This window comes from Klebsiella sp. CTHL.F3a (assembly GCF_019890895.1).
GTDB classification, from domain to species: domain Bacteria; phylum Pseudomonadota; class Gammaproteobacteria; order Enterobacterales; family Enterobacteriaceae; genus Klebsiella; species Klebsiella grimontii.
The window spans coordinates 2,780,853-2,799,026 of sequence record NZ_CP082360.1 but is presented as its reverse complement, the minus strand read 5'-3'; the positions used below and the strand labels follow the sequence as shown (position 1 = coordinate 2,799,026).

Below are 18,174 nucleotides of genomic sequence, written 5' to 3'. Positions count from 1 at the left end.
TTAATAAATTATTAAATTCAAACTTGATTTTTATGATTCACCAAAGAACTATTTATAGATATTTCACGTAACACATCTGGAGATAAACCATGCAGCAGTTAGCCAGCTACTTGTCCGGCGCGTGGCAGACCGGCCGGGGCCACGCGCGCACCATCCATCACGCCATCAGCGGTGAAGCGCTATGGGAAGTCACCAGTGCGGGTCTGGATATGGCACAGGCGCGACGCTTCGCGATCGAGCGCGGCGGCAAGGCGCTGGGGGCGATGAGCTTTATTGAGCGCAGCGCGATGCTGAAGGCGCTCGCCAGATATTTGCTGGAGCAGAAGGCGGAGCTGTACGCGATCTCCGCCGAAACCGGCGCCACACGCGCCGATAGCTGGGTAGATATCGAAGGGGGCATTGGCACCCTTTTCACCTACGCCGGTCTCGGCAGCCGCGAGCTGCCGGACGATACCCTGTGGCCGGAAGATGAGCTGATCCCGCTGTCAAAACAGGGAGGCTTCGCCGCCCGCCACGTCCTGACCTCGAAGTCCGGCGTGGCGGTGCATATCAACGCGTTTAACTTTCCCTGCTGGGGGATGCTGGAAAAGCTGGCGCCCACCTGGCTTGCCGGGATGCCCGCCATCATCAAACCGGCTACCGCCACCGCGCAGTTGACGCAGGCGATGGTCAAAATGATTATCGACAGCGGGCTGGTGCCGGAAGGCGCAATCAGCCTGATCTGCGGCGGCGCGGGCGATCTGCTCGACCATCTCGATGGCCAGGATGTCGTCACCTTTACCGGATCGGCCCATACCGGACAGCAGTTGCGGGTGCACCCCAACCTGGTCGCGAAGTCCATTCCCTTCACCATGGAAGCGGATTCGCTGAACTGTTGCGTACTCGGTGACGATGTCACGCCGGAGCAGCCGGAGTTCGCGCTATTTATTCGCGAAGTGGTACGAGAGATGACGGCAAAAGCCGGGCAAAAGTGCACCGCCATCCGCCGGATTATCGTGCCACAGGCGCAGGTGAAAGCGGTGAGCGACGCGCTTATTGCACGCCTGCAAAACGTGGTGGTTGGCGACCCGGCGCAGGAAGGCGTGAAGATGGGGGCGCTGGTGAACAACGAACAGCGTCAGGACGTGCAGGATAACGTCAATCGTCTGGTGGCCGCCGGATGCGACGTGCTGCTAGGCGGCCAGGCCGATCTCAGCGCCGCCGGGGCCTTCTTCCCGCCAACGCTGCTGTACTGCCCGCAGCCGGACGAAACCCCGGCGGTTCACGCTATTGAAGCGTTTGGTCCCGTCGCCACCCTGATGCCGTATCAGACCGTTGAGCACGCCATGACCCTGGCGCGGGCCGGCGAAGGTAGCCTGGCCGGAACGCTGGTGACCGCTAGCGGCGAACTGGCGCGGACGTTTATTCTCGGCGCCGCCCGCGCCCACGGACGTATTCAGATACTGAACGAAGCCTCTTCTGCAGAATCGACCGGCCACGGCTCCCCGCTGCCGCAGCTGGTTCACGGCGGCCCGGGGCGCGCCGGCGGCGGCGAAGAGCTGGGCGGTCTGCGGGCGGTGAAGCACTATATGCAGCGCACCGCGATTCAGGGCAGCCCGACGATGCTCGCCGCTATCGGTCAGCAGTGGGTACGCGGCGCGCAGGTGGTGGAAGACCGCATTCACCCGTTCCGTAAATATTTTGAGGAGATCCAGCCGGGCGACAGCCTGCTGACGCCTCGCCGCACCCTGACCGAGGCGGATATCGTCAACTTCGCCTGCCTGAGCGGCGATCACTTTTACGCTCATATGGATAAGATTGCCGCCGCGGAGTCGATTTTTGGCGAGCGGGTGGTGCACGGCTATTTCCTGATTTCCGCCGCTGCCGGGCTGTTTGTTGACGCCGGAGTCGGTCCGGTGATCGCCAACTACGGGATGGAAAATCTGCGCTTTATCGAGCCGGTGAAGCCGGGCGATACCATCCAGGTACGCCTGACCTGCAAACGCAAAACGGTGAAACACCAGCGCAGCGCGGAGGAGAAAGCGACCGGCGTCGTCGAGTGGGCGGTAGAGATTTTTAACCAGCACCAGCAGGCGGTCGCGCTCTATTCCATTCTGACCCTGGTCGCCCGCCAGCGGGGAGATTTTGCCGGGTAATTATTAGAAATTCGCGCATCTTTGTCGCCCGGCAGGGCTTCGCCATATTCATGCCTCTGCGGAGGCATTTTTTGTAACTGGCAAAACTGACAAACAACCTGGCAAAAGCAGGCAAACGCCTGGGAGCAGAGCGCTGTTAGGTTAACGATACACAAGCCGACATTCGCAGCGGCACAGCACAACACAACAATAAGGTGAGGTCTCAATGGCGATTCTTTCTCCCCGCAAAACGGCTCTGGCGTTAGCTGTCGCTCTGTTCTGCGCCTGGCAAAGCCCGGCGTTCGCCCACGGCGGCGAAGCCGATATGGTCCCGATGGACAAAACCCTGCAGGATTTTGGCGCGGACGTTCAGTGGGATGACTACGCGCAGATGTTTACCCTGATTAAAGACGGCGCTTACGTAAAGGTAAAACCGGGGGCGAAAACGGCCATCGTCAATGGTAAAACCCTGGAGCTGCAGGTGCCGGTAGTGATGAAAGACGGCAAAGCGTGGGTTTCTGACACCTTTATCAACGACGTGTTTCAGTCCGGTCTTGACCAGACCTTCCAGGTGGAAAAACGCCCTCACCCGCTGAACTCGTTGTCAGCGGCGGAAATCAGCGCAGCGGTCGCCATTGTTAAAGCCGCGGTGGATTTCAAGCCCAATACCCGATTCACCGAGATCTCCCTGCGCGAGCCGGATAAAAAAGCGGTGTGGGATTTTGCCCTCAACGGCACGCCGGTCAACGCCCCGCGCGCCGCCGACGTGATCATGCTCGACGGCAAACACGTTATTGAGGCGGTGGTGGATTTACAGAATAAAAAGGTCCTTTCATGGACGCCGATTAAAGACGCCCACGGCATGGTGCTGCTGGATGATTTCGCCAGCGTGCAGAACATCATCAACGCCAGCAGCGAATTTGCCGAAGTGTTGAAAAAACACGGCATCGACGACCCGAGCAAGGTGATTACCACCCCGCTGACCGTCGGCTACTTCGACGGTAAAGATGGCCTCAAGCAGGACGCGCGGCTGCTGAAAGTGGTCAGCTATCTCGACGTCGGCGACGGCAACTACTGGGCGCACCCGATTGAAAATCTGGTGGCGGTGGTCGACCTCGAGCAGAAGAAGATCATCAAAATCGAAGAGGGTCCGACGATCCCGGTGCCGATGGCGGCCCGCCCCTATGACGGCCGAGACCGCGTTGCGCCTACGGTGAAACCGCTGGAGATCATTGAGCCAGAGGGCAAAAACTACACCATCACCGGCGATATGATTCACTGGCGGAACTGGGATTTCCATCTGCGGATGAACTCCCGCGTCGGGCCGATTTTGTCTACCGTGACCTGGAACGATAACGGTAAAAAACGCCAGGTGATGTATGAAGGTTCGCTGGGTGGGATGATCGTCCCCTACGGCGACCCGGACGTGGGCTGGTATTTTAAAGCCTATCTGGATTCCGGCGACTACGGCATGGGCACCCTGACCTCGCCTATCGTCCGCGGTAAAGATGCGCCGTCCAACGCGGTCCTGCTGGATGAAACTATCGCCGACTATACCGGCACGCCAACCACCATCCCACGCGCGATCGCCATCTTCGAACGTTACGCCGGGCCGGAGTATAAGCATCAGGAGATGGGCAAGCCGAACGTCAGTACCGAACGCCGCGAGCTGGTGGTGCGCTGGATCAGCACCGTCGGCAACTACGACTACATCTTTGACTGGGTATTTCACGAAAACGGCACCATCGGCATTGATGCCGGGGCCACCGGCATCGAAGCGGTCAAAGGCGTACAGGCGAAGACCATGCACGACCCGAGCGCCAAAGAAGATACCCGCTACGGCACGCTGATCGACCATAATATTGTCGGCACCACTCACCAGCATATCTACAACTTCCGCCTCGATCTTGACGTCGACGGCGAGAACAACACGCTGGTGGCCATGGACCCGGAAGTGAAGCCAAACACCGCCGGCGGCCCGCGCACCAGCACTATGCAGATCAATCAGTACACCCTTGATAGCGAGCAGAAAGCGGCGCAGAAATTTGACCCGGGCACCATTCGTCTGCTGAGCAATACCACCAAAGAAAACCGGATGGGTAACCCGGTGTCGTATCAGATTATCCCCTACGCGGGCGGCACACATCCGGTCGCCACCGGAGCGAAATTCGCCCCAGATGAGTGGATTTACCATCGTCTGAGCTTTATGGATAAACAGCTGTGGGTCACCCGCTATCATCCCACCGAGCGCTTCCCGGAAGGTAAGTACCCTAACCGTTCGATTCACGACACCGGCCTCGGCCAGTACGTGAAAGATGACGAGTCGCTGGACAACCATGATGACGTGGTATGGATCACCACCGGTACCACCCACGTGGCCCGGGCTGAGGAGTGGCCGATTATGCCGACCGAGTGGGCGCATGCGCTGCTGAAGCCGTGGAACTTCTTTGACGAGACGCCGACGCTGGGCGAGAAGAAACAATAAGCACGTCACGGCCTCAGCGATGGGGCCGTTTTTACTTATCCGCGGTCAATGCACATGTCCCGGGCAGCAGGACCGGTATACCCTGTTTTTCAACTTCTTTTGCCATATATTCATCGCTGACGCTCCGGTTCGCGGCGTTCCCGCTCATCCTCGGTTACGTAGCGCGTTAAGTAGCGCCTGCGTTGCGCTGGAAGACGTTCCGGATGACGAACAAACCAGCCGAAACTCACGGTGTATGGCAGGCGTCACTGGCACCACGCACAGATTGCGCAACGCCTCTGGCAGAGCTGATTCAGGTACAAGGGCGACGCCCATCCCTTCCGCGACCAGCTTACAGGCGCTAATCCAGTCGCGCACCGTCACGCGTATATCAGCAAGTTGCAGACCCGCCTTTTCCATCAGGCTTTTGCCATTAACGGCGCATCCGCCTGTCGCCAGAATAAAGGGCTGGTCTGCCAGCGCCTTTAGCGTTATGCCAGACGTCCTGGCATGGTGTGCCAGCCGATGAGTGGCTGGCAGTACCGCTACCCATGCATCCTGCCCTAATACAACGTCTGCACGGCCGGGGTCGGGATTCATGACCACCCCCAGCTCAACGGTATCTGCGGCCAGCCACTCCTCAACCTCCTCGTCAGAGCCTTCCAGGATGACGACATCAATACCCGGATGCAGGCGCTTAAAGTCCCGCAGCAGACCGGGCAACAAGGTGGACGTCACGGATGGAAAGCTGGCCAGGCGAATGCGCCCGCGATTTAAACCCCGGCTCTCATCGGCCAGTACGCGGATGGCATTCAGCTGCGAAAGCATGTTTCTTGCGTGTTCAACAACCTGCCCACCCAGCGCGGTCACACCGATATATCGTCGCTCACGTATAAATACCGGAAATCCCAGTGAAGCTTCTAGTTGGGCGATTGCCTGGCTGGCACCGGACTGAGTCATTCCTATCTCCTCTGCGGCGCGCGAGATGTTGCCGGCATCCGCCACGGCCACCAGTAAGCGCCAATGTAAAAGATTCATCATGATTGTCAGTAGCTCAGCTAATAGTTAGTTTCTTTATCATTAATTTTACAGCGCAACCCGCCTCAAATACAGTGAGTTCAGGATGTTCCCCGACCGCTTTTCCCCTTTAACGGAGACAAAATGAAACTCTATTACGCCCCGGATACCTGTTCGTTATCACCGCACATCGTGCTGCGCGAACTGCAACTTGAGTTTGAACTGGTTAGAGTCAACAACAGAAGCAAGATCACCGCTGATGGTCGTGACTTCCGAACGATTAACCCTAAAGGCTATGTCGCGGCCCTTGAACTCGATGATGGTCAGATACTCACTGAGGGTCCGGCCATCGTACAGTACCTCGCCGATCTAAAACCAGAGCACGACCTGGCGCCCCGCGCTGACAGCTGGGCTCGGGTGCGTCTGCAGGAATGGCTTAACTTTATCACCAGTGAGATACACGCTGGCTCGGCACCGTTGTTCAACCCCGCGCTGCCCGAAGAGGTCAGAGCGATTTTTCGTGAGAAGCTGTTCCGACAGTTCGATTACCTTCAGGCGACTCTCAACGAAAAAACCTATCTGACTGGTCCATCCTTCAGCGTGGCTGATGCCTACCTTTTCACTGTGCTGGGCTGGTGTAGATTCTTCTCAATCTCACTGGAGCGCTGGCCTGTGCTATTGGCGTACAGGGAAATGATCAATGCCCGTCCTGCGGTACAGGCCGCATTACTGGCCGAGGCATCGCTTTAAGGTTGGTATGGGGATTACGGTTCAGGCATTACTGCGTAAAAACGTAACGCCTTATAAACAGGGCATTCACCAAAGAGGACGACAAGTATTCTGATTGTTAGAATGATGACGGCGGGCGAGAAAAAGCGGTAATGCGGCTCAGACGCTGAGCGGCGTTAAAACCGGGTTCGAATTTGTCGCCGTTGTTCTGTTTATACGGGGGAATGCGCCTGCCGCTCTTTCATGTTCAATCGGGTGCAACACCTCAGGAATATATTTTACCCTCACAGCCTTAACGCTATAACTAATGGGCGTTGGTGGAGTTTGGTAGACAGCTTTGCGTCAGAAGCGGACCGTCAGCAAGCCGAAGCAGGATATTTCGGAAGCTCTTATGGACAAATGAAATGTATAATCACATGTAAACTCAGGCGGGATTTTAACATTAAAGCAGTATCTTTCCCTGGAGAACACAGATGTTTACTCATATGCGTATTGCTAAACCCGTCGCCAATCTCGAAAGATCATTTCTGATGTACAGCAAGGGGTTAGGTCTGCATAAAATTGCTGAATTCAACGATCATGACGGTTTCAATGGAATAATGCTAGGGAGGGGAGACTTAGACTGGCACATAGAATTCACTTTTTGCCGAAGCCATCCCGTACAACCTTTACACACAGAAGAAGATTTACTCGTTCTTTATTACTCTGAAGAAAAAGAATGGGGAATTGCCTGTGAAAGAATGATCGGTGCTGGCTTTAGAATGACCACGTCATTCAATCCTTACTGGGATGTGATCGGAAGGACATTTGTTGACTTCGATGGATATAGGGTGGTTATACAAAACAAGGCGTGGGTATTGCCCCAATAAATATGGCAATGCTGCCACCGTCCTGCCGTAAGATAAACATTCGTTTCTCGCTCAAAGCTGACCTCACGGCGCTTCAGGCGGTCCGCTTCGTGCCAGGAGCGGACATTGACAATTTAAAGCATGACTGGGATTTGATGCTTTTGTGATAAAACCAGGGCTTGTCATGCACTATATTAATCCTGACAAAGTAAAAAGTAGTCGCAGAAGTGATTATTGATGATATACGTTCTAAAGACGCACCTTAATGAGATTATTAAACCTGGTGTGCGATCTGGTAGCTACGTGTCTTTTAGCCTGCCTTTGCAGCCATTATATTAAAAAGCCTGGTCACTCATACCAGAACTTGACGACGGAGATTTGATGGTACAGAGCGCAACCTTTCCGGTGGATGTGGGCTGGCAAGCTTTACTGAAAGACCTGGACCTAAGGCCTGTAAATGTTTTGCGTCGGGCCGCACTTCCTGAAGATTTACTTTCCAGAGGAAAACACACCCTTTCTGCACACGACTATTTCAACTTCTGGCGCGCGCTGGAAATTGAGTCAGGTGACGCGATGTTTCCCTTACGTGTTATCGAAACCCTGACGACCGAAACTTTCAGCCCACCACTTTTTGCCGCCCTTTGCAGTCCTAACCTTATACAGGCTGCACAGCGCCTCGCCACGTACAAAAAGCTTGTCTGTCCAATGGAACTAATACTGAATGTTGGACGAGAGGGAGATTTGACGGTATCTCCTCGCTGGCTGACTCTTCAGCCCGAGGCTCCGCTGTCACTACAAATCGCAGAAATCGCCTTTTTTTTGTGGTTTGCCAGACTCGCAACCCGCGAGCCTGTCCGCGCACATCGTGTGGTACTGCCAGACAGTCTTCCCGAATCCCATGCCCGACGCTATGAGAAATTCTTCGGTACCAGCATCATGAAAGGAAGCGTACCTTCCATCACTTTCACCGCCGGGGATGCATTAAGACCGTTTCTTACCGTCAGTGAAGGTATGTGGCGCGTATTCGAGCCTGATCTCCGACAGAGACTAAGTGAACTTGAAGCAACCGCCGCAATAGCAGAACGGGTACGGGCCGTCCTGCTGGAGCTGCTACCGGGAAATACGGCCACGATAAAGAATGCGGCAACCCGCCTCGGACTGAGTCAACGCTCGCTTCAACGCCGCCTTGCAGAAGAAGGCGTCAATTTTCGCGAACTGGTTAACTCTACCCGCGAGCGTCTGGCACGCCATTACCTCAGCACCACTACAATGTCAGGTGGAGAAATCGCGTTTCTGCTCGGTTTTGCAGATCCCAATTCTTTTTACCGCGCATTTCAGGGCTGGACTGGACAAACGATCGGGCACGCTCGTCAGAGTCTTCCCCGGAAATAATCTTCTGACCCGTAAGCAATGGCTTCAAAGTGGAAAACGGAATGTGAGCGTCGAAATTGCGCTGATTGCATTAACTGTGGCGCCAATTGCAGGCGTACTGGCCGGCATTACCGGTTAGGCTGGTAGTGGATAGCGTCGAAGCAGGGCCAGCCCTGTCACAATCCACTACAGGAGCAACTCAGATGTATGAAATCAGCACTCAACGGGGCCGCAGGGTCATTATCACCGGAGCCAACAGCGGCACGGGTAAGGAAGCAGCAAAGAGGCTGGCCGCAGCGGGAGCCGATATCATCATGGCCGTACGAAATGAGGCGAAAGGGGAAGAGGCGCGCCGGGAAATTTGTCAGGCTGTTTCTGGGGCCTCGCTTGAAGTTCGTATCGTTGATCTCTCCAGTCTTGAAAGCGTGGGTATGTTCAGCCAACAACTACTAAAAGAGGGACGCCCGGTGGATCTGCTCGTGAACAACGCGGGGATTATGGCACCACCGCGTCGTGAGCTCACCGCAGATGGATTTGAACTGCAGTTTGCGACAAATTTCCTTGGCCACTTCGCGCTGACGAATCTTCTGCTGCCGCTTTTACTGGAAGCAAAAAATCCCCGCGTCACAACCATGACCAGCAGCGCTGCAATGATGGGAAAAATTCAGTTCGATGACCTGAATTGTGAGCGATCTTACAAACCCATTGCGGCGTATGCACAGTCCAAACTGGCCTGTTTGTTGTTTGCTAATCAACTTGGCAATATCGCACGGACGCGTGACTGGCCGTTACTCAGTACGAGTGCGCATCCTGGCCATACGCGTACTAATCTGCAGACAAGTGGCCCGAACCTGGGAAGAACATCGACCCGTAAAAAATTGATGTATTATCTCGTGCCTTCAGTGCGTGTAGAGTGGGCAACAGAATCGCTATTGAAAGCAGCCGTTGACCCTTCGGCGACGCAGGGAGATTTTTACGGCCCACGCTTTCTGCTTTTTGGAGATCCCCATATAGCAAAACAACCCAAAACCGTAAGGGAAACCGACCTGGAGCGCCTGTGGCAGACAGCCGAAGTGTTAACAGACATTCCGACTCCAGTCGTCTGAGCACAATTTCACCATCTGTTGTGTACATCGCGCTCATGGCGGACGTCTACTTGCATATTGTCACTTTGTGACAAAAGCAAACGTCACCTTACGACCTGAAGCAGATATGATGCCATCCAAATTTAAGCCGTTAAATTGTATGCGCTGCAAATCGGCTTTCAGATAACCCTGCACTGACAGCAGATTCAGCTTTCTGTAATTTACCGTCATATTCAGACAACGTAGTAAGCCCTACAGAAGCTGTGGTGCAATAGAGGCGGGTGAAGTTCTCACCTGCCAGTGCCGGGCAGGTACTCTGAATTGCCTGCGACGACAGAATTACCTCTGTACTCCCATCTGGACGGTAACGGACAACACGACTCCCTCCCCACTCAGCATTCCACAAATAGCCCATGGCATCCACGCAGGAACCATCAGGGGCACCTTCACCTTCGATTTTAGTGAATACGCGCTGGTTTTGCAGCGAGGGATAATCGCAGCACATTATCCGACCCTGCATTGAGTCGCAGTAATAGAGGGTGCCGCCATCGGGGCTGAAACAGATGCTGTTAGGAATGGCAACATCTGGCAGTGCAAGCGTCTCAACTGTCAGCGTTGCAGCATTAAGCCGGTGAAACTTACCGATAACTTTCACGGGAAAATCGTCATCCATTGTTCCAAAGACAAAATTACCGGTACGGTCACATCGTCCATCCCCAATGCGGATACCCGTACCTCCCGGTGAGGCGGCCACCGTGGAAAGTAAGCCGGTATTGAGATCATAAAAAGCCAGCCTGGATGCAAGCCCCATTAGCAGAATATGACTTCGTTCAGTCAGAGCAAAGGAACCAAGGCGTTCAGGCAGCGACCAGCGCATTACAGCGTCATTACCTTCTTCTAATGCGAGCAGTTCACTGGCCTCAATGTCAGTCCAGTAAAGCCTTCGTGTTCTTTCACACCATAGGGGACACTCCCCCAGCGTATTCCTGATATCAGCTGCGATTGAAAACATATTAATCCTTCAGATAAATAAAGGTCGTACTTTGCGCAAGGCCAAAATCACCCCCGCCCGCGTGGTAGCAAACGGGAGGAAAGATGTTACTGCAGAAAACGTGAAGAGAGCCGTTCGCCGAAAAGCATGATGGCCAGACCGGCCAACATGACCAGCATACCTCCCAGTCTCAGCAACGAGACTGGCCGCCTTACCGCACCCAGCAGGCCAAAATGGTCGATCACTTGAGATGACAGTAGCTGTCCAACAATCGCCAGCCCGAGCAGGGCTGAAAAACCGATTTTCGGTGCCAATACGACATAGCTAAATAAAGCACAGGCACCGATCAGTCCGCCCGCCAGGCTCCATACAGGCTGAGAAGGAATGGCAGCAAGTGAGGTAAATAACCCTCCTCGCAGCAGCGAGTAAATTCCCAGGCTGAACGCCCCCGCCGTAAAGGAAAACAACGCGGCGGTGACTGGATCCCCGCCGAGCCCTTTTGCAAGCTGACTGTTCAGTGTCGTCTGCAGGGTAATACCCAGACCTGCTGCAAAAGCTATCACGTAATAAATCGCGCTCATGCTGTTCGTCTCTGTTAGTTTGCCTGAATAATCGGCAGGAATTTTTCCGCAAAGATGTCTGGTTCATATCCTGCCGCCGCAAAAAGGTGTGCGCGTGATTCATCAATGACTGCGCGAAGGCGCTCGCTGTCCACACCCAGCACTTTGCCGTTCTGCTTGACGATGCGCCCACCGATCATCACGGTATCGATGTTGCTGCGTTCAGCAGCATGTACCACCGTGCCAAACGCATTCCCGTTTGGATAGAGGTTGAGGTCAGCCACGTTAATCAGGATCAGGTCAGCCTGTTTGCCTGGCGTCAGGCTCCCTGTTTTGTCCTGCAGTCCGGCACAAACCGCGCCATCAACGGTTGCCGATTTAAGTAACTGCGCAGCGGGAAGGGTGGTCAGAGAATGCGCTGAATCACAGCAGTGCTGCTGATGCATACCCATTACTCGTTGCAGATAGAACGCGACGCGCATTTCCATGAACATATCGGTGCTGTAGGACGTTTCGTTATCCACGCTCAGGCCCGGGGTGATGCCATGACGCCGAGCGGCCTCTATTGCAAACATCCCGCTTTCGATACCGTAGTGGGAATCTGAGCGCGGACAGACATTCACCCGGACACCTGCTTCTCGCAGGATTTCCCAGCCTTCATCAGGCAGTGCCGTGCAGTGGTTGAATATATTGTCCGGGCCAAGCAGACCCTGCCGATGCAGAGATTCAAGCCCGGAGGCCATCTCAGCACCAAAGAATTCGGTCACGATCGGCAACCCCAGCCTGCGCGCTTCAGCCCATAATTCTGGCTCCAGCTGAGCCATAACCCCCAAAGTCACAAGACCCTCAGGGTTATCCCTGAAATACTTTTCCTGCAGACGCTGCCAGTTACCTGGCCAGTGTGCACGATCCCATTCACCCGCAACCGGTGCGCCGGAAGCATGAATGGCGCGAATGCCGCTATCAAGCAGAGCCTCGACTGCAGCGTCGGAATGCGCTGCGGTACGGCTGTTATGCGAGTTATCGATCATCGTAGTGATACCCGCGTCAATCGCGCCCAGCGCCGTCAGCAGGTTGCCGACATAGATATCTTCAGGACGGTAATATTTCGCGAATGAAAAGTGCGTGGCGTTGCTGTAGTCGTCCAGACAGGTGGCGTTGGGGTTGATGCGGCGTAGCTGACCTTCCCAGGCGTGACGATGAGAATCAACCATCCCAGGCATGGCAATCATATTTTTGGCATCAATAACATGAGCACCTGGCGCGTCAAGGTTCTGACCAACGGCGGTAATGATTGAGCCGTTGATGAGAATGTCACCGCGCTCAATATTACCGACGCTATCGTCCATACTCAGTATAGTTGCGCCGCGAATCAGCGTTACCGGCGGGTTTTCCGTCTGTTTCTTAACAATATTTCTGTTGTAATTGGTCATTGTAATCGTCTCTTTCAGATTAAGAAGGAAAACGATACGCCTCCCGATTAAGATGAAAAAGATGACTAACGTGTTTTCATAATTCAGAATTAACGAATAATAATGGTTAACAACGTTACACGATATTCAGGAGAGCAGTCAGGTGGATCGCATTCAGGCTATGCAGGTTTTTTTAAGGGTGGCTGAAGCCGGAAGCTTTGTCAGGGCAGCGGAAACACTGTCCCTGCCTTCCTCTACTGTTACCAGCACCATCAAAAATCTGGAGAAATATCTTCAGGTGCGTCTGCTGAACCGGACCACGAGACGGGTCAGTCTGACTCCCGAAGGCCTGCAGTATCTGGCGCAGTGCAGAGAAATACTGGCCCTGATCGAACATACGGAAGCCAGTCTGGCCGATGCGAACAGACGGCCCCGGGGCCGTCTGCGCGTTGATATGCCCGGAGGAATAGCCCAGTTCGTCGTTATGCCTAATCTGAAAGCGTTCTGCAGCCGGTATCCTGATATCTACCTGATGATCGGCGTCAGCGACCGGCAGGTAGATCTGGTTCAGGAGGGTGTGGATTGCGTGATCAGAACCGGAGAGTTGCTTAGCTCAACACTTGTTGCCCGTCCGCTTGGGCAGTTCCGCTGGATCACCTGTGCCTCTCCCGAATATCTCAGAAAGTATGGTATTCCACAGTCACCTCAAGATTTATCTCATCACAGGGCTATTCATTATTTTTCAGGGCAAAACCGACGTACAGACGAATTGCGTTTTGTGCAGGGAACAGAAACGCTGTCTGTATCCGTCAGCGGGCAGGCAGCCGTCAACGAGACGGGACTCTATATAAAAATGTGCCTCGAAGGGTTCGGACTGGCGCAGCTTGCTGAAAACGTAGTAGCAGAACACCTGCAAAAAGGAACGCTGGTTGAAGTCCTGGCCGACTGGCAGCCGTCGTCTGTTCCTGTCACTTTGCTTTATCCCCATCAGCGTTTTCTTTCACCCGCCGTACGCGCATTTGCAGACTGGGTAGATGAAATCTTTAGTTGATATGTCTGTTACAGCCACCCGGAGCACATTAAAAGTCAGCAGTATTCAGGATACCTGGCAGGACGGCAGGCTTTGCTTCGCGGATGCGTCCATTCCGGAACGGCGGCTTCACAGATAAAGAGCTGTACCCAAAAATTCAATTCTCCGTTTTAAAAGTAACGTCTCCGGCTAAGAACGCCAGCCGCATCCGGGGCCTCTTTTAACTGAAATGTCTGAGTAAAATATCTTCAAGGATGTGAAAAACGGTCCTGATGCGTTGCGGTACAAGGGTCTGATAGGGCCGGTAAAGATAAAGCTGCCAGGTTTCCAGTTTTAGTTCCGGTAAAACATTCACCAGCCTGCCGTCTTCGAGATATTCCCTGCAGGCCAGATTACTCGACTGGATCACTACTTTACCGGCTAATGCAGCCTGAATCTCAGACTGGGAGTCGGTAGTCATAAATTCAAGATGTCGTGGTACAAAAGTATCGACGCCATCGAGCATATATTCGAATACTTTGCCGGTTTCAGGATTCAACAGGCCACTGAAAGGATAGCGCTGGCGCAGATCGTCGAAATTTACCGGCGCACCCAGCCTCTCAATGAGCCCGGGTGATGCCATCAGCGCGTGATGAACAAGCGTAATGGGCCTGATAATAAAGTTAGGATTTGGCTCCCGCTCAATACGGATCCCCATGTCAATGCGGTTCTGAACAGTATCCAGCTTCATCATGTCCAGCCGCCAGTCTATAAACAGCTCAGGATAAGGACGAAGCGCAGTCAGAAGCTCAAACAGCACCTGTTCGTGTCCGGGAAAGCGGAACAGTGTGATCCTCACAATCCCCTTCATCTCATTGTCATCTCTGGCCGTCTGAAATAGCGCTTGTGAGTCTTCAAGAAGGCGCACAGCCTTTGGCAGGAAAAGTTCGCCAAAGCTGGTCAGCACAATCGATCGGGTATTCCGCTTGAACAGTGGTTCGCCGAGCTGATTTTCCAGTTCAGCAATTGTGCGCGTCACCACTGAAGGAGAAATGGCCAGCCTGACCGCTGCTTCACGAAAATTCATCGTTTCTGCGGCTGCAACAAAAAATTTCAGTGCATCAAGTTTATTCATTATTGTTGTTATTTTAGCAATTCTGACTTTCTAAATTAACAATTTTTAAGCAACAAATCCAGCCATATACTTAACCGCTCAAAATCATCACTGCGTTAAGAAAAGTCAGGATTCACTATGAAAATGAGAAGGTTGGGGAGCCAGGGGCTTCTCGTATCGGAAATGGGACTGGGGTGCATGGGCATGGATCATGGCTATGGCTATTCAGTTGAAATCTGTGAACGAACAAAGCTGATAGATAAGGCTGTGGAGCTGGGTTGCAACCTTTTCGACACTGCCCCTATTTACGGATTTGAAAATGAAGAACTTCTGGGCATTGCACTCAAAAAACACAGGGACAGCGTCGTGATCGCGACCAAGTTCGGCGTAACCGGGATGGAAACTATTGATGGTCAACTGGTGCCAGTGTTAGACAGCAGTCCTGCGTCTGTCAGAAAGCAACTGGAAGGTTCACTCAGTCGCCTTCAAACCGACCATATCGACCTGTTTTATCAGCATCGTGTTGATCCAAAAGTTGAGCCGGAAATCGTGGCGGGCTTAATGAAAGAGCTGATCGCCGAAGGCAAAATAAAGTACTGGGGTCTATCCAATGCGCCTGCGTCTTACATACGGCGTGCCCATGCAGTCTGCCCGGTTACCGCAGTTGAAGATCAATATTCGATGATGTGGCGTAAGCCTGAGCAGGATCTGTTTAAAGTCTGCGATGAACTTGATATTGGCTTTATGGCATACAGCCCGCTGGGTAATGGATTCCTGAGTGGTCAGGTGACAGTTAATACAACCTACGGGGAAGGCGATTACCGGGGCATGATGGGGCGCTTCAAACCTGAGGTTATGGAAAATAACCAGTCGCTTCTTAATCTAATCGCTGACCTTGCCGAAAGAAACAACGCAACTTCGGCACAGGTTGTCCTCGCATGGGAACTGGCTCAGAAGCCTTATATCGTGCCGATCCCGGGAACAACGAAATTACACCGGCTGGAAGAGAATTTTCATGCTGCAAATGTTCAGCTCAGTGATGCCGAATTAAATGACATCAATGAAGCTTTATCCAGGATTCAAATTGACGAAACATTCTTTTAAAAATAAGAGATCGAAATGAAAACAACTGTATTTGTTACCCATCCGAACATTCATCTGTCCCGTGTTAACTCGACGCTGGCAAAAAGTGCAGCAGCACTGCCCGATATTAATGTGCGTTATCTGTATGACATGTATCCGGATGGTAAAATCGACGTGGCCGCTGAACAGGCTGCGCTGGAAAATACCGATCGTATTGTGCTGCAGTTCCCGATGCAGTGGTACAGCACGCCGCCACTTCTCAAGCAGTGGCTTGATGATGTACTGACCTACGGCTGGTCACATGGTGGCGAAACACAGGCGCTGCGTGGCAAGCAACTCATGCTGGCAGTTTCGCTCGGTGGTGCTGAGTCTGCGTATCAGCCAGATGGCGCAGCCGGTCATACGGTAAGCGAATATCTGCTGTCCTTTGAAACCATCTCCGGGTATCTGGGTATGCATTATCTCAAGCCTTTCATTACCGGCGGAAGTGCGACGATCACCGACGTAGAAATTGCGGCACAGGCTGAACGCTACAAAACGGTATTAGTCTGATTAGCATCATGCATTCTTTCGATTATTAAAACGCTCAAATGTGCTGGTTGTCGCTGAGGATTATAATTGCGGCAACCAGCATAACTATGGCTGCTGATGGCTGTTGTGACGGCCCTCAGCAAACACAAGATACCCGCCCCTACGCTTTGCCTTTCCGGAACAACGGGTGAAGTGACCTGCACCCCGTTGATTGACACAGAACGTTGTTAGCAATGTCCGCTCCTCGCTCAGGCTGTGTGAAAACTCCTGATCACTTCTTGGTCTAAGCGATGGTTTCATATGATCAACCATTCTTGATAAACCCATGCGACGAACTGACTTTTTCATTAAAATTAGAAATATACGAATGAATACTGCGGATACCGACATGGCCAATCACATTCAAGGACAAGGCAGGCACCAGGTGACATTACTCCCTGATGCACTGGATGATTTTGTCACTGAAGATAACCCCGTCAGAGTCGTTGATATCTTTGTTGATGGACTAAAGCTCGATTCTCTTGGTTTCAGAAGAGTTGATGCAAAGCGAACCGGACGACCCGGATATCACCCTGCAACCCTACTGAAGTTGTACATTTACGGATATCTCAACCGAATTCAGTCCTCCCGCAGACTGGAAAAAGAGGCCCATCGGAACGTTGAACTGATGTGGTTACTTGAACGATTAACGCCTGATTTTAAAACCATTGCAGACTTCAGAAAAGATAACGGTGAAGGTATCAGGAATGCCTGTAGGGCCTTTATTGGCCTGTGCCGGCAAATGCAAATGTTCACTGATGTCGTTGTTGCCATCGACGGCAGCAAATTTAAAGCAGTAAACAGCAAACCCAACAACTTCACATCTCAGAAAGCCAAAGACCATATTGAGCGCGTTGAGCAAAGTATTACTTATTATTTAAACAAGCTGGATGAAGCCGACAAGAATACTGAGCCAGATGCAAACACAAAGTTAACTGCCACTAAACTGGCCTGGCTAAAAAAGCGTTTACGTGAGCTTCAGGAGATCCAACAAGCAGTCGCACAACAGCCAGATAAACAACTCTCTTTAACCGACCCTGACTCCCGGTTGATGAAAACAAATAATATGAATCGGCAAGTTTGCTACAACGTTCAGACAGCTGTGGATACGAAGAACCACTTGATTGTTGCGCATAAAGTTACCAACACAACAGATAATGGGCAACTTGGTTCAGTAGCAACACTGGCTCAGAAAGCTGTTGGCCGGAAGGACATAACAGTACTTGCCGACAAAGGGTATTACAGTCGCAGCGATATTAAAACAGTTCTGGATAGCGGAGCCGTGGCGTTAGTGCCAAAAGGAGATACCTCTGGTGCTGAACGTAAGGGGCTCTATAATCGCTCAATATTCAGATATAACAGGGAAAAAGATGTTTATGTATGCCCAATGGGCAATGAGCTTCAGAATCGATTTATCTCAATAGAGGACGGACTGGAGCAACATTTATACTTTAACAATATTGCCTGTCGCGATTGCAGCCAGCGCTCCAGGTGCACTACATCGAAACGCGATCCAAGGCGTATACGGCGTTGGGTTCATGAAGCTGAAATGGAAGAAATGCATGCGAGGCTTGAGTCATTTCCTCAGGCGGTAGTCATGCGAAAGCAAACGGTAGAACATCCGTTTGGGACAATTAAAATGTGGATGGGTGCAACGCACTTCCTGATGCGGAAATTTAAAAATGTCAGTACGGAAATAAGTCTACATATATTGGCTTATAACCTGAAAAGGATGATATCGATATGGGGTACTACAGGATTGATATTTCAGCTTCAGGAACAATACGGCTAACGGTTCCGGCCGTTT

15 protein-coding genes are annotated in these 18,174 nt (G+C 52.6%); 10 read left to right on the top strand and 5 right to left on the bottom strand.

Going from position 1 to position 18,174, the window contains the following annotated elements:
• The first annotated feature begins 89 nt into the window (after window positions 1-89).
• Window positions 90-2,135 (top strand): phenylacetic acid degradation bifunctional protein PaaZ, encoded by a 2,046-nt coding sequence (paaZ, locus tag K7H21_RS13150; RefSeq protein WP_049115383.1) that lies wholly within the window; start codon window positions 90-92, stop codon window positions 2,133-2,135.
• 205 nt (window positions 2,136-2,340) lie between these two features.
• Window positions 2,341-4,599 (top strand): primary-amine oxidase, encoded by a 2,259-nt coding sequence (gene tynA / locus K7H21_RS13145; protein ID WP_049115381.1) that lies wholly within the window; start codon window positions 2,341-2,343, stop codon window positions 4,597-4,599.
• A 144-nt stretch (window positions 4,600-4,743) separates the two neighbouring features.
• Here the strand turns inward: tynA and K7H21_RS13140 are convergent, their stop codons facing one another.
• Window positions 4,744-5,619 carry a LysR family transcriptional regulator gene (locus tag K7H21_RS13140; protein WP_004120983.1) on the bottom strand — a complete coding sequence of 292 codons (876 nt, stop codon included), beginning with the start codon at window positions 5,617-5,619 and terminating at the stop codon, window positions 4,744-4,746.
• Window positions 5,620-5,739: 120 nt separating this feature from the next.
• On the opposite strand from K7H21_RS13140, the gene gstA reads away from it, so the two are divergent.
• From gstA to K7H21_RS13120, 4 genes are all read left to right on the top strand, one after another.
• Complete coding sequence (gene gstA / locus K7H21_RS13135; RefSeq protein ID WP_087829495.1) at window positions 5,740-6,345, top strand: glutathione transferase GstA; 606 nt, start codon at window positions 5,740-5,742, stop codon at window positions 6,343-6,345.
• Window positions 6,346-6,797: 452 nt separating this feature from the next.
• Window positions 6,798-7,193: a VOC family protein gene (locus tag K7H21_RS13130; RefSeq protein ID WP_087829498.1), complete on the top strand. Its 396-nt coding sequence runs from the start codon at window positions 6,798-6,800 to the stop codon at window positions 7,191-7,193.
• A 360-nt stretch (window positions 7,194-7,553) separates the two neighbouring features.
• A complete protein-coding gene (locus K7H21_RS13125; protein WP_142445690.1) occupies window positions 7,554-8,564 on the top strand; it encodes an AraC family transcriptional regulator in 1,011 nt (336 codons plus the stop codon).
• A gap of 182 nt (window positions 8,565-8,746) precedes the next feature.
• The gene (locus K7H21_RS13120; protein WP_142445689.1) at window positions 8,747-9,649 is read left to right on the top strand and encodes an SDR family oxidoreductase; all 903 of its coding nucleotides are present in this window, start codon (window positions 8,747-8,749) and stop codon (window positions 9,647-9,649) included.
• A 130-nt stretch (window positions 9,650-9,779) separates the two neighbouring features.
• On the opposite strand, the gene K7H21_RS13115 is transcribed toward K7H21_RS13120, so the two are convergent.
• From K7H21_RS13115 to K7H21_RS13105, 3 genes are all read right to left on the bottom strand, one after another.
• A complete protein-coding gene (locus tag K7H21_RS13115; RefSeq protein ID WP_142445688.1) occupies window positions 9,780-10,640 on the bottom strand; it encodes an SMP-30/gluconolactonase/LRE family protein in 861 nt (286 codons plus the stop codon).
• An 86-nt stretch (window positions 10,641-10,726) separates the two neighbouring features.
• The gene (locus K7H21_RS13110) at window positions 10,727-11,200 is read right to left on the bottom strand and encodes a DMT family transporter (RefSeq protein WP_114455274.1); all 474 of its coding nucleotides are present in this window, start codon (window positions 11,198-11,200) and stop codon (window positions 10,727-10,729) included.
• A 14-nt stretch (window positions 11,201-11,214) separates the two neighbouring features.
• Window positions 11,215-12,612 (bottom strand): amidohydrolase family protein, encoded by a 1,398-nt coding sequence (locus K7H21_RS13105; RefSeq protein WP_142445687.1) that lies wholly within the window; start codon window positions 12,610-12,612, stop codon window positions 11,215-11,217.
• A 142-nt stretch (window positions 12,613-12,754) separates the two neighbouring features.
• Here K7H21_RS13105 and K7H21_RS13100 point away from each other — a divergent pair, with 142 nt between their 5' ends.
• Window positions 12,755-13,642 carry a LysR family transcriptional regulator gene (locus K7H21_RS13100; protein WP_142445686.1) on the top strand — a complete coding sequence of 296 codons (888 nt, stop codon included), beginning with the start codon at window positions 12,755-12,757 and terminating at the stop codon, window positions 13,640-13,642.
• Window positions 13,643-13,841: 199 nt separating this feature from the next.
• Here the strand turns inward: K7H21_RS13100 and K7H21_RS13095 are convergent, their stop codons facing one another.
• Window positions 13,842-14,735 (bottom strand): LysR family transcriptional regulator, encoded by an 894-nt coding sequence (locus K7H21_RS13095; protein WP_142445685.1) that lies wholly within the window; start codon window positions 14,733-14,735, stop codon window positions 13,842-13,844.
• 117 nt (window positions 14,736-14,852) lie between these two features.
• Between K7H21_RS13095 and K7H21_RS13090 the strand changes: the two genes are divergently transcribed.
• The 3 genes from K7H21_RS13090 (at window position 14,853) to K7H21_RS13075 (ending at window position 18,159) form a co-directional block, all read left to right on the top strand.
• Complete coding sequence (locus K7H21_RS13090) at window positions 14,853-15,818, top strand: aldo/keto reductase (RefSeq protein ID WP_142445684.1); 966 nt, start codon at window positions 14,853-14,855, stop codon at window positions 15,816-15,818.
• A gap of 15 nt (window positions 15,819-15,833) precedes the next feature.
• Window positions 15,834-16,349: an NAD(P)H-dependent oxidoreductase gene (locus tag K7H21_RS13085; protein ID WP_142445683.1), complete on the top strand. Its 516-nt coding sequence runs from the start codon at window positions 15,834-15,836 to the stop codon at window positions 16,347-16,349.
• Between the two features lie 367 nt (window positions 16,350-16,716).
• Window positions 16,717-18,159, top strand: a complete 1,443-nt coding sequence (locus K7H21_RS13075) for an IS1182 family transposase (protein WP_022645573.1) — start codon at window positions 16,717-16,719, stop codon at window positions 18,157-18,159.
• Window positions 18,160-18,174: the final 15 nt, after the last annotated feature.

Excerpts from the sequence above, each read along its gene's own strand:
- paaZ (WP_049115383.1), top strand. The coding sequence starts at position 90 with ATGCAGCAGTTAGCCAGCTACTTGTCCGGCGCGTGGCAGACCGGCCGG.
- tynA (WP_049115381.1), top strand. The coding sequence starts at position 2,341 with ATGGCGATTCTTTCTCCCCGCAAAACGGCTCTGGCGTTAGCTGTCGCT.
- K7H21_RS13140 (WP_004120983.1), bottom strand. The coding sequence starts at position 5,619 with ATGATGAATCTTTTACATTGGCGCTTACTGGTGGCCGTGGCGGATGCC.
- gstA (WP_087829495.1), top strand. The coding sequence starts at position 5,740 with ATGAAACTCTATTACGCCCCGGATACCTGTTCGTTATCACCGCACATC.
- K7H21_RS13130 (WP_087829498.1), top strand. The coding sequence starts at position 6,798 with ATGTTTACTCATATGCGTATTGCTAAACCCGTCGCCAATCTCGAAAGA.
- K7H21_RS13125 (WP_142445690.1), top strand. The coding sequence starts at position 7,554 with ATGGTACAGAGCGCAACCTTTCCGGTGGATGTGGGCTGGCAAGCTTTA.
- K7H21_RS13120 (WP_142445689.1), top strand. The coding sequence starts at position 8,747 with ATGTATGAAATCAGCACTCAACGGGGCCGCAGGGTCATTATCACCGGA.
- K7H21_RS13115 (WP_142445688.1), bottom strand. The coding sequence starts at position 10,640 with ATGTTTTCAATCGCAGCTGATATCAGGAATACGCTGGGGGAGTGTCCC.
- K7H21_RS13110 (WP_114455274.1), bottom strand. The coding sequence starts at position 11,200 with ATGAGCGCGATTTATTACGTGATAGCTTTTGCAGCAGGTCTGGGTATT.
- K7H21_RS13105 (WP_142445687.1), bottom strand. The coding sequence starts at position 12,612 with ATGACCAATTACAACAGAAATATTGTTAAGAAACAGACGGAAAACCCG.
- K7H21_RS13095 (WP_142445685.1), bottom strand. The coding sequence starts at position 14,735 with ATGAATAAACTTGATGCACTGAAATTTTTTGTTGCAGCCGCAGAAACG.
- K7H21_RS13090 (WP_142445684.1), top strand. The coding sequence starts at position 14,853 with ATGAAAATGAGAAGGTTGGGGAGCCAGGGGCTTCTCGTATCGGAAATG.
- K7H21_RS13085 (WP_142445683.1), top strand. The coding sequence starts at position 15,834 with ATGAAAACAACTGTATTTGTTACCCATCCGAACATTCATCTGTCCCGT.
- K7H21_RS13075 (WP_022645573.1), top strand. The coding sequence starts at position 16,717 with ATGGCCAATCACATTCAAGGACAAGGCAGGCACCAGGTGACATTACTC.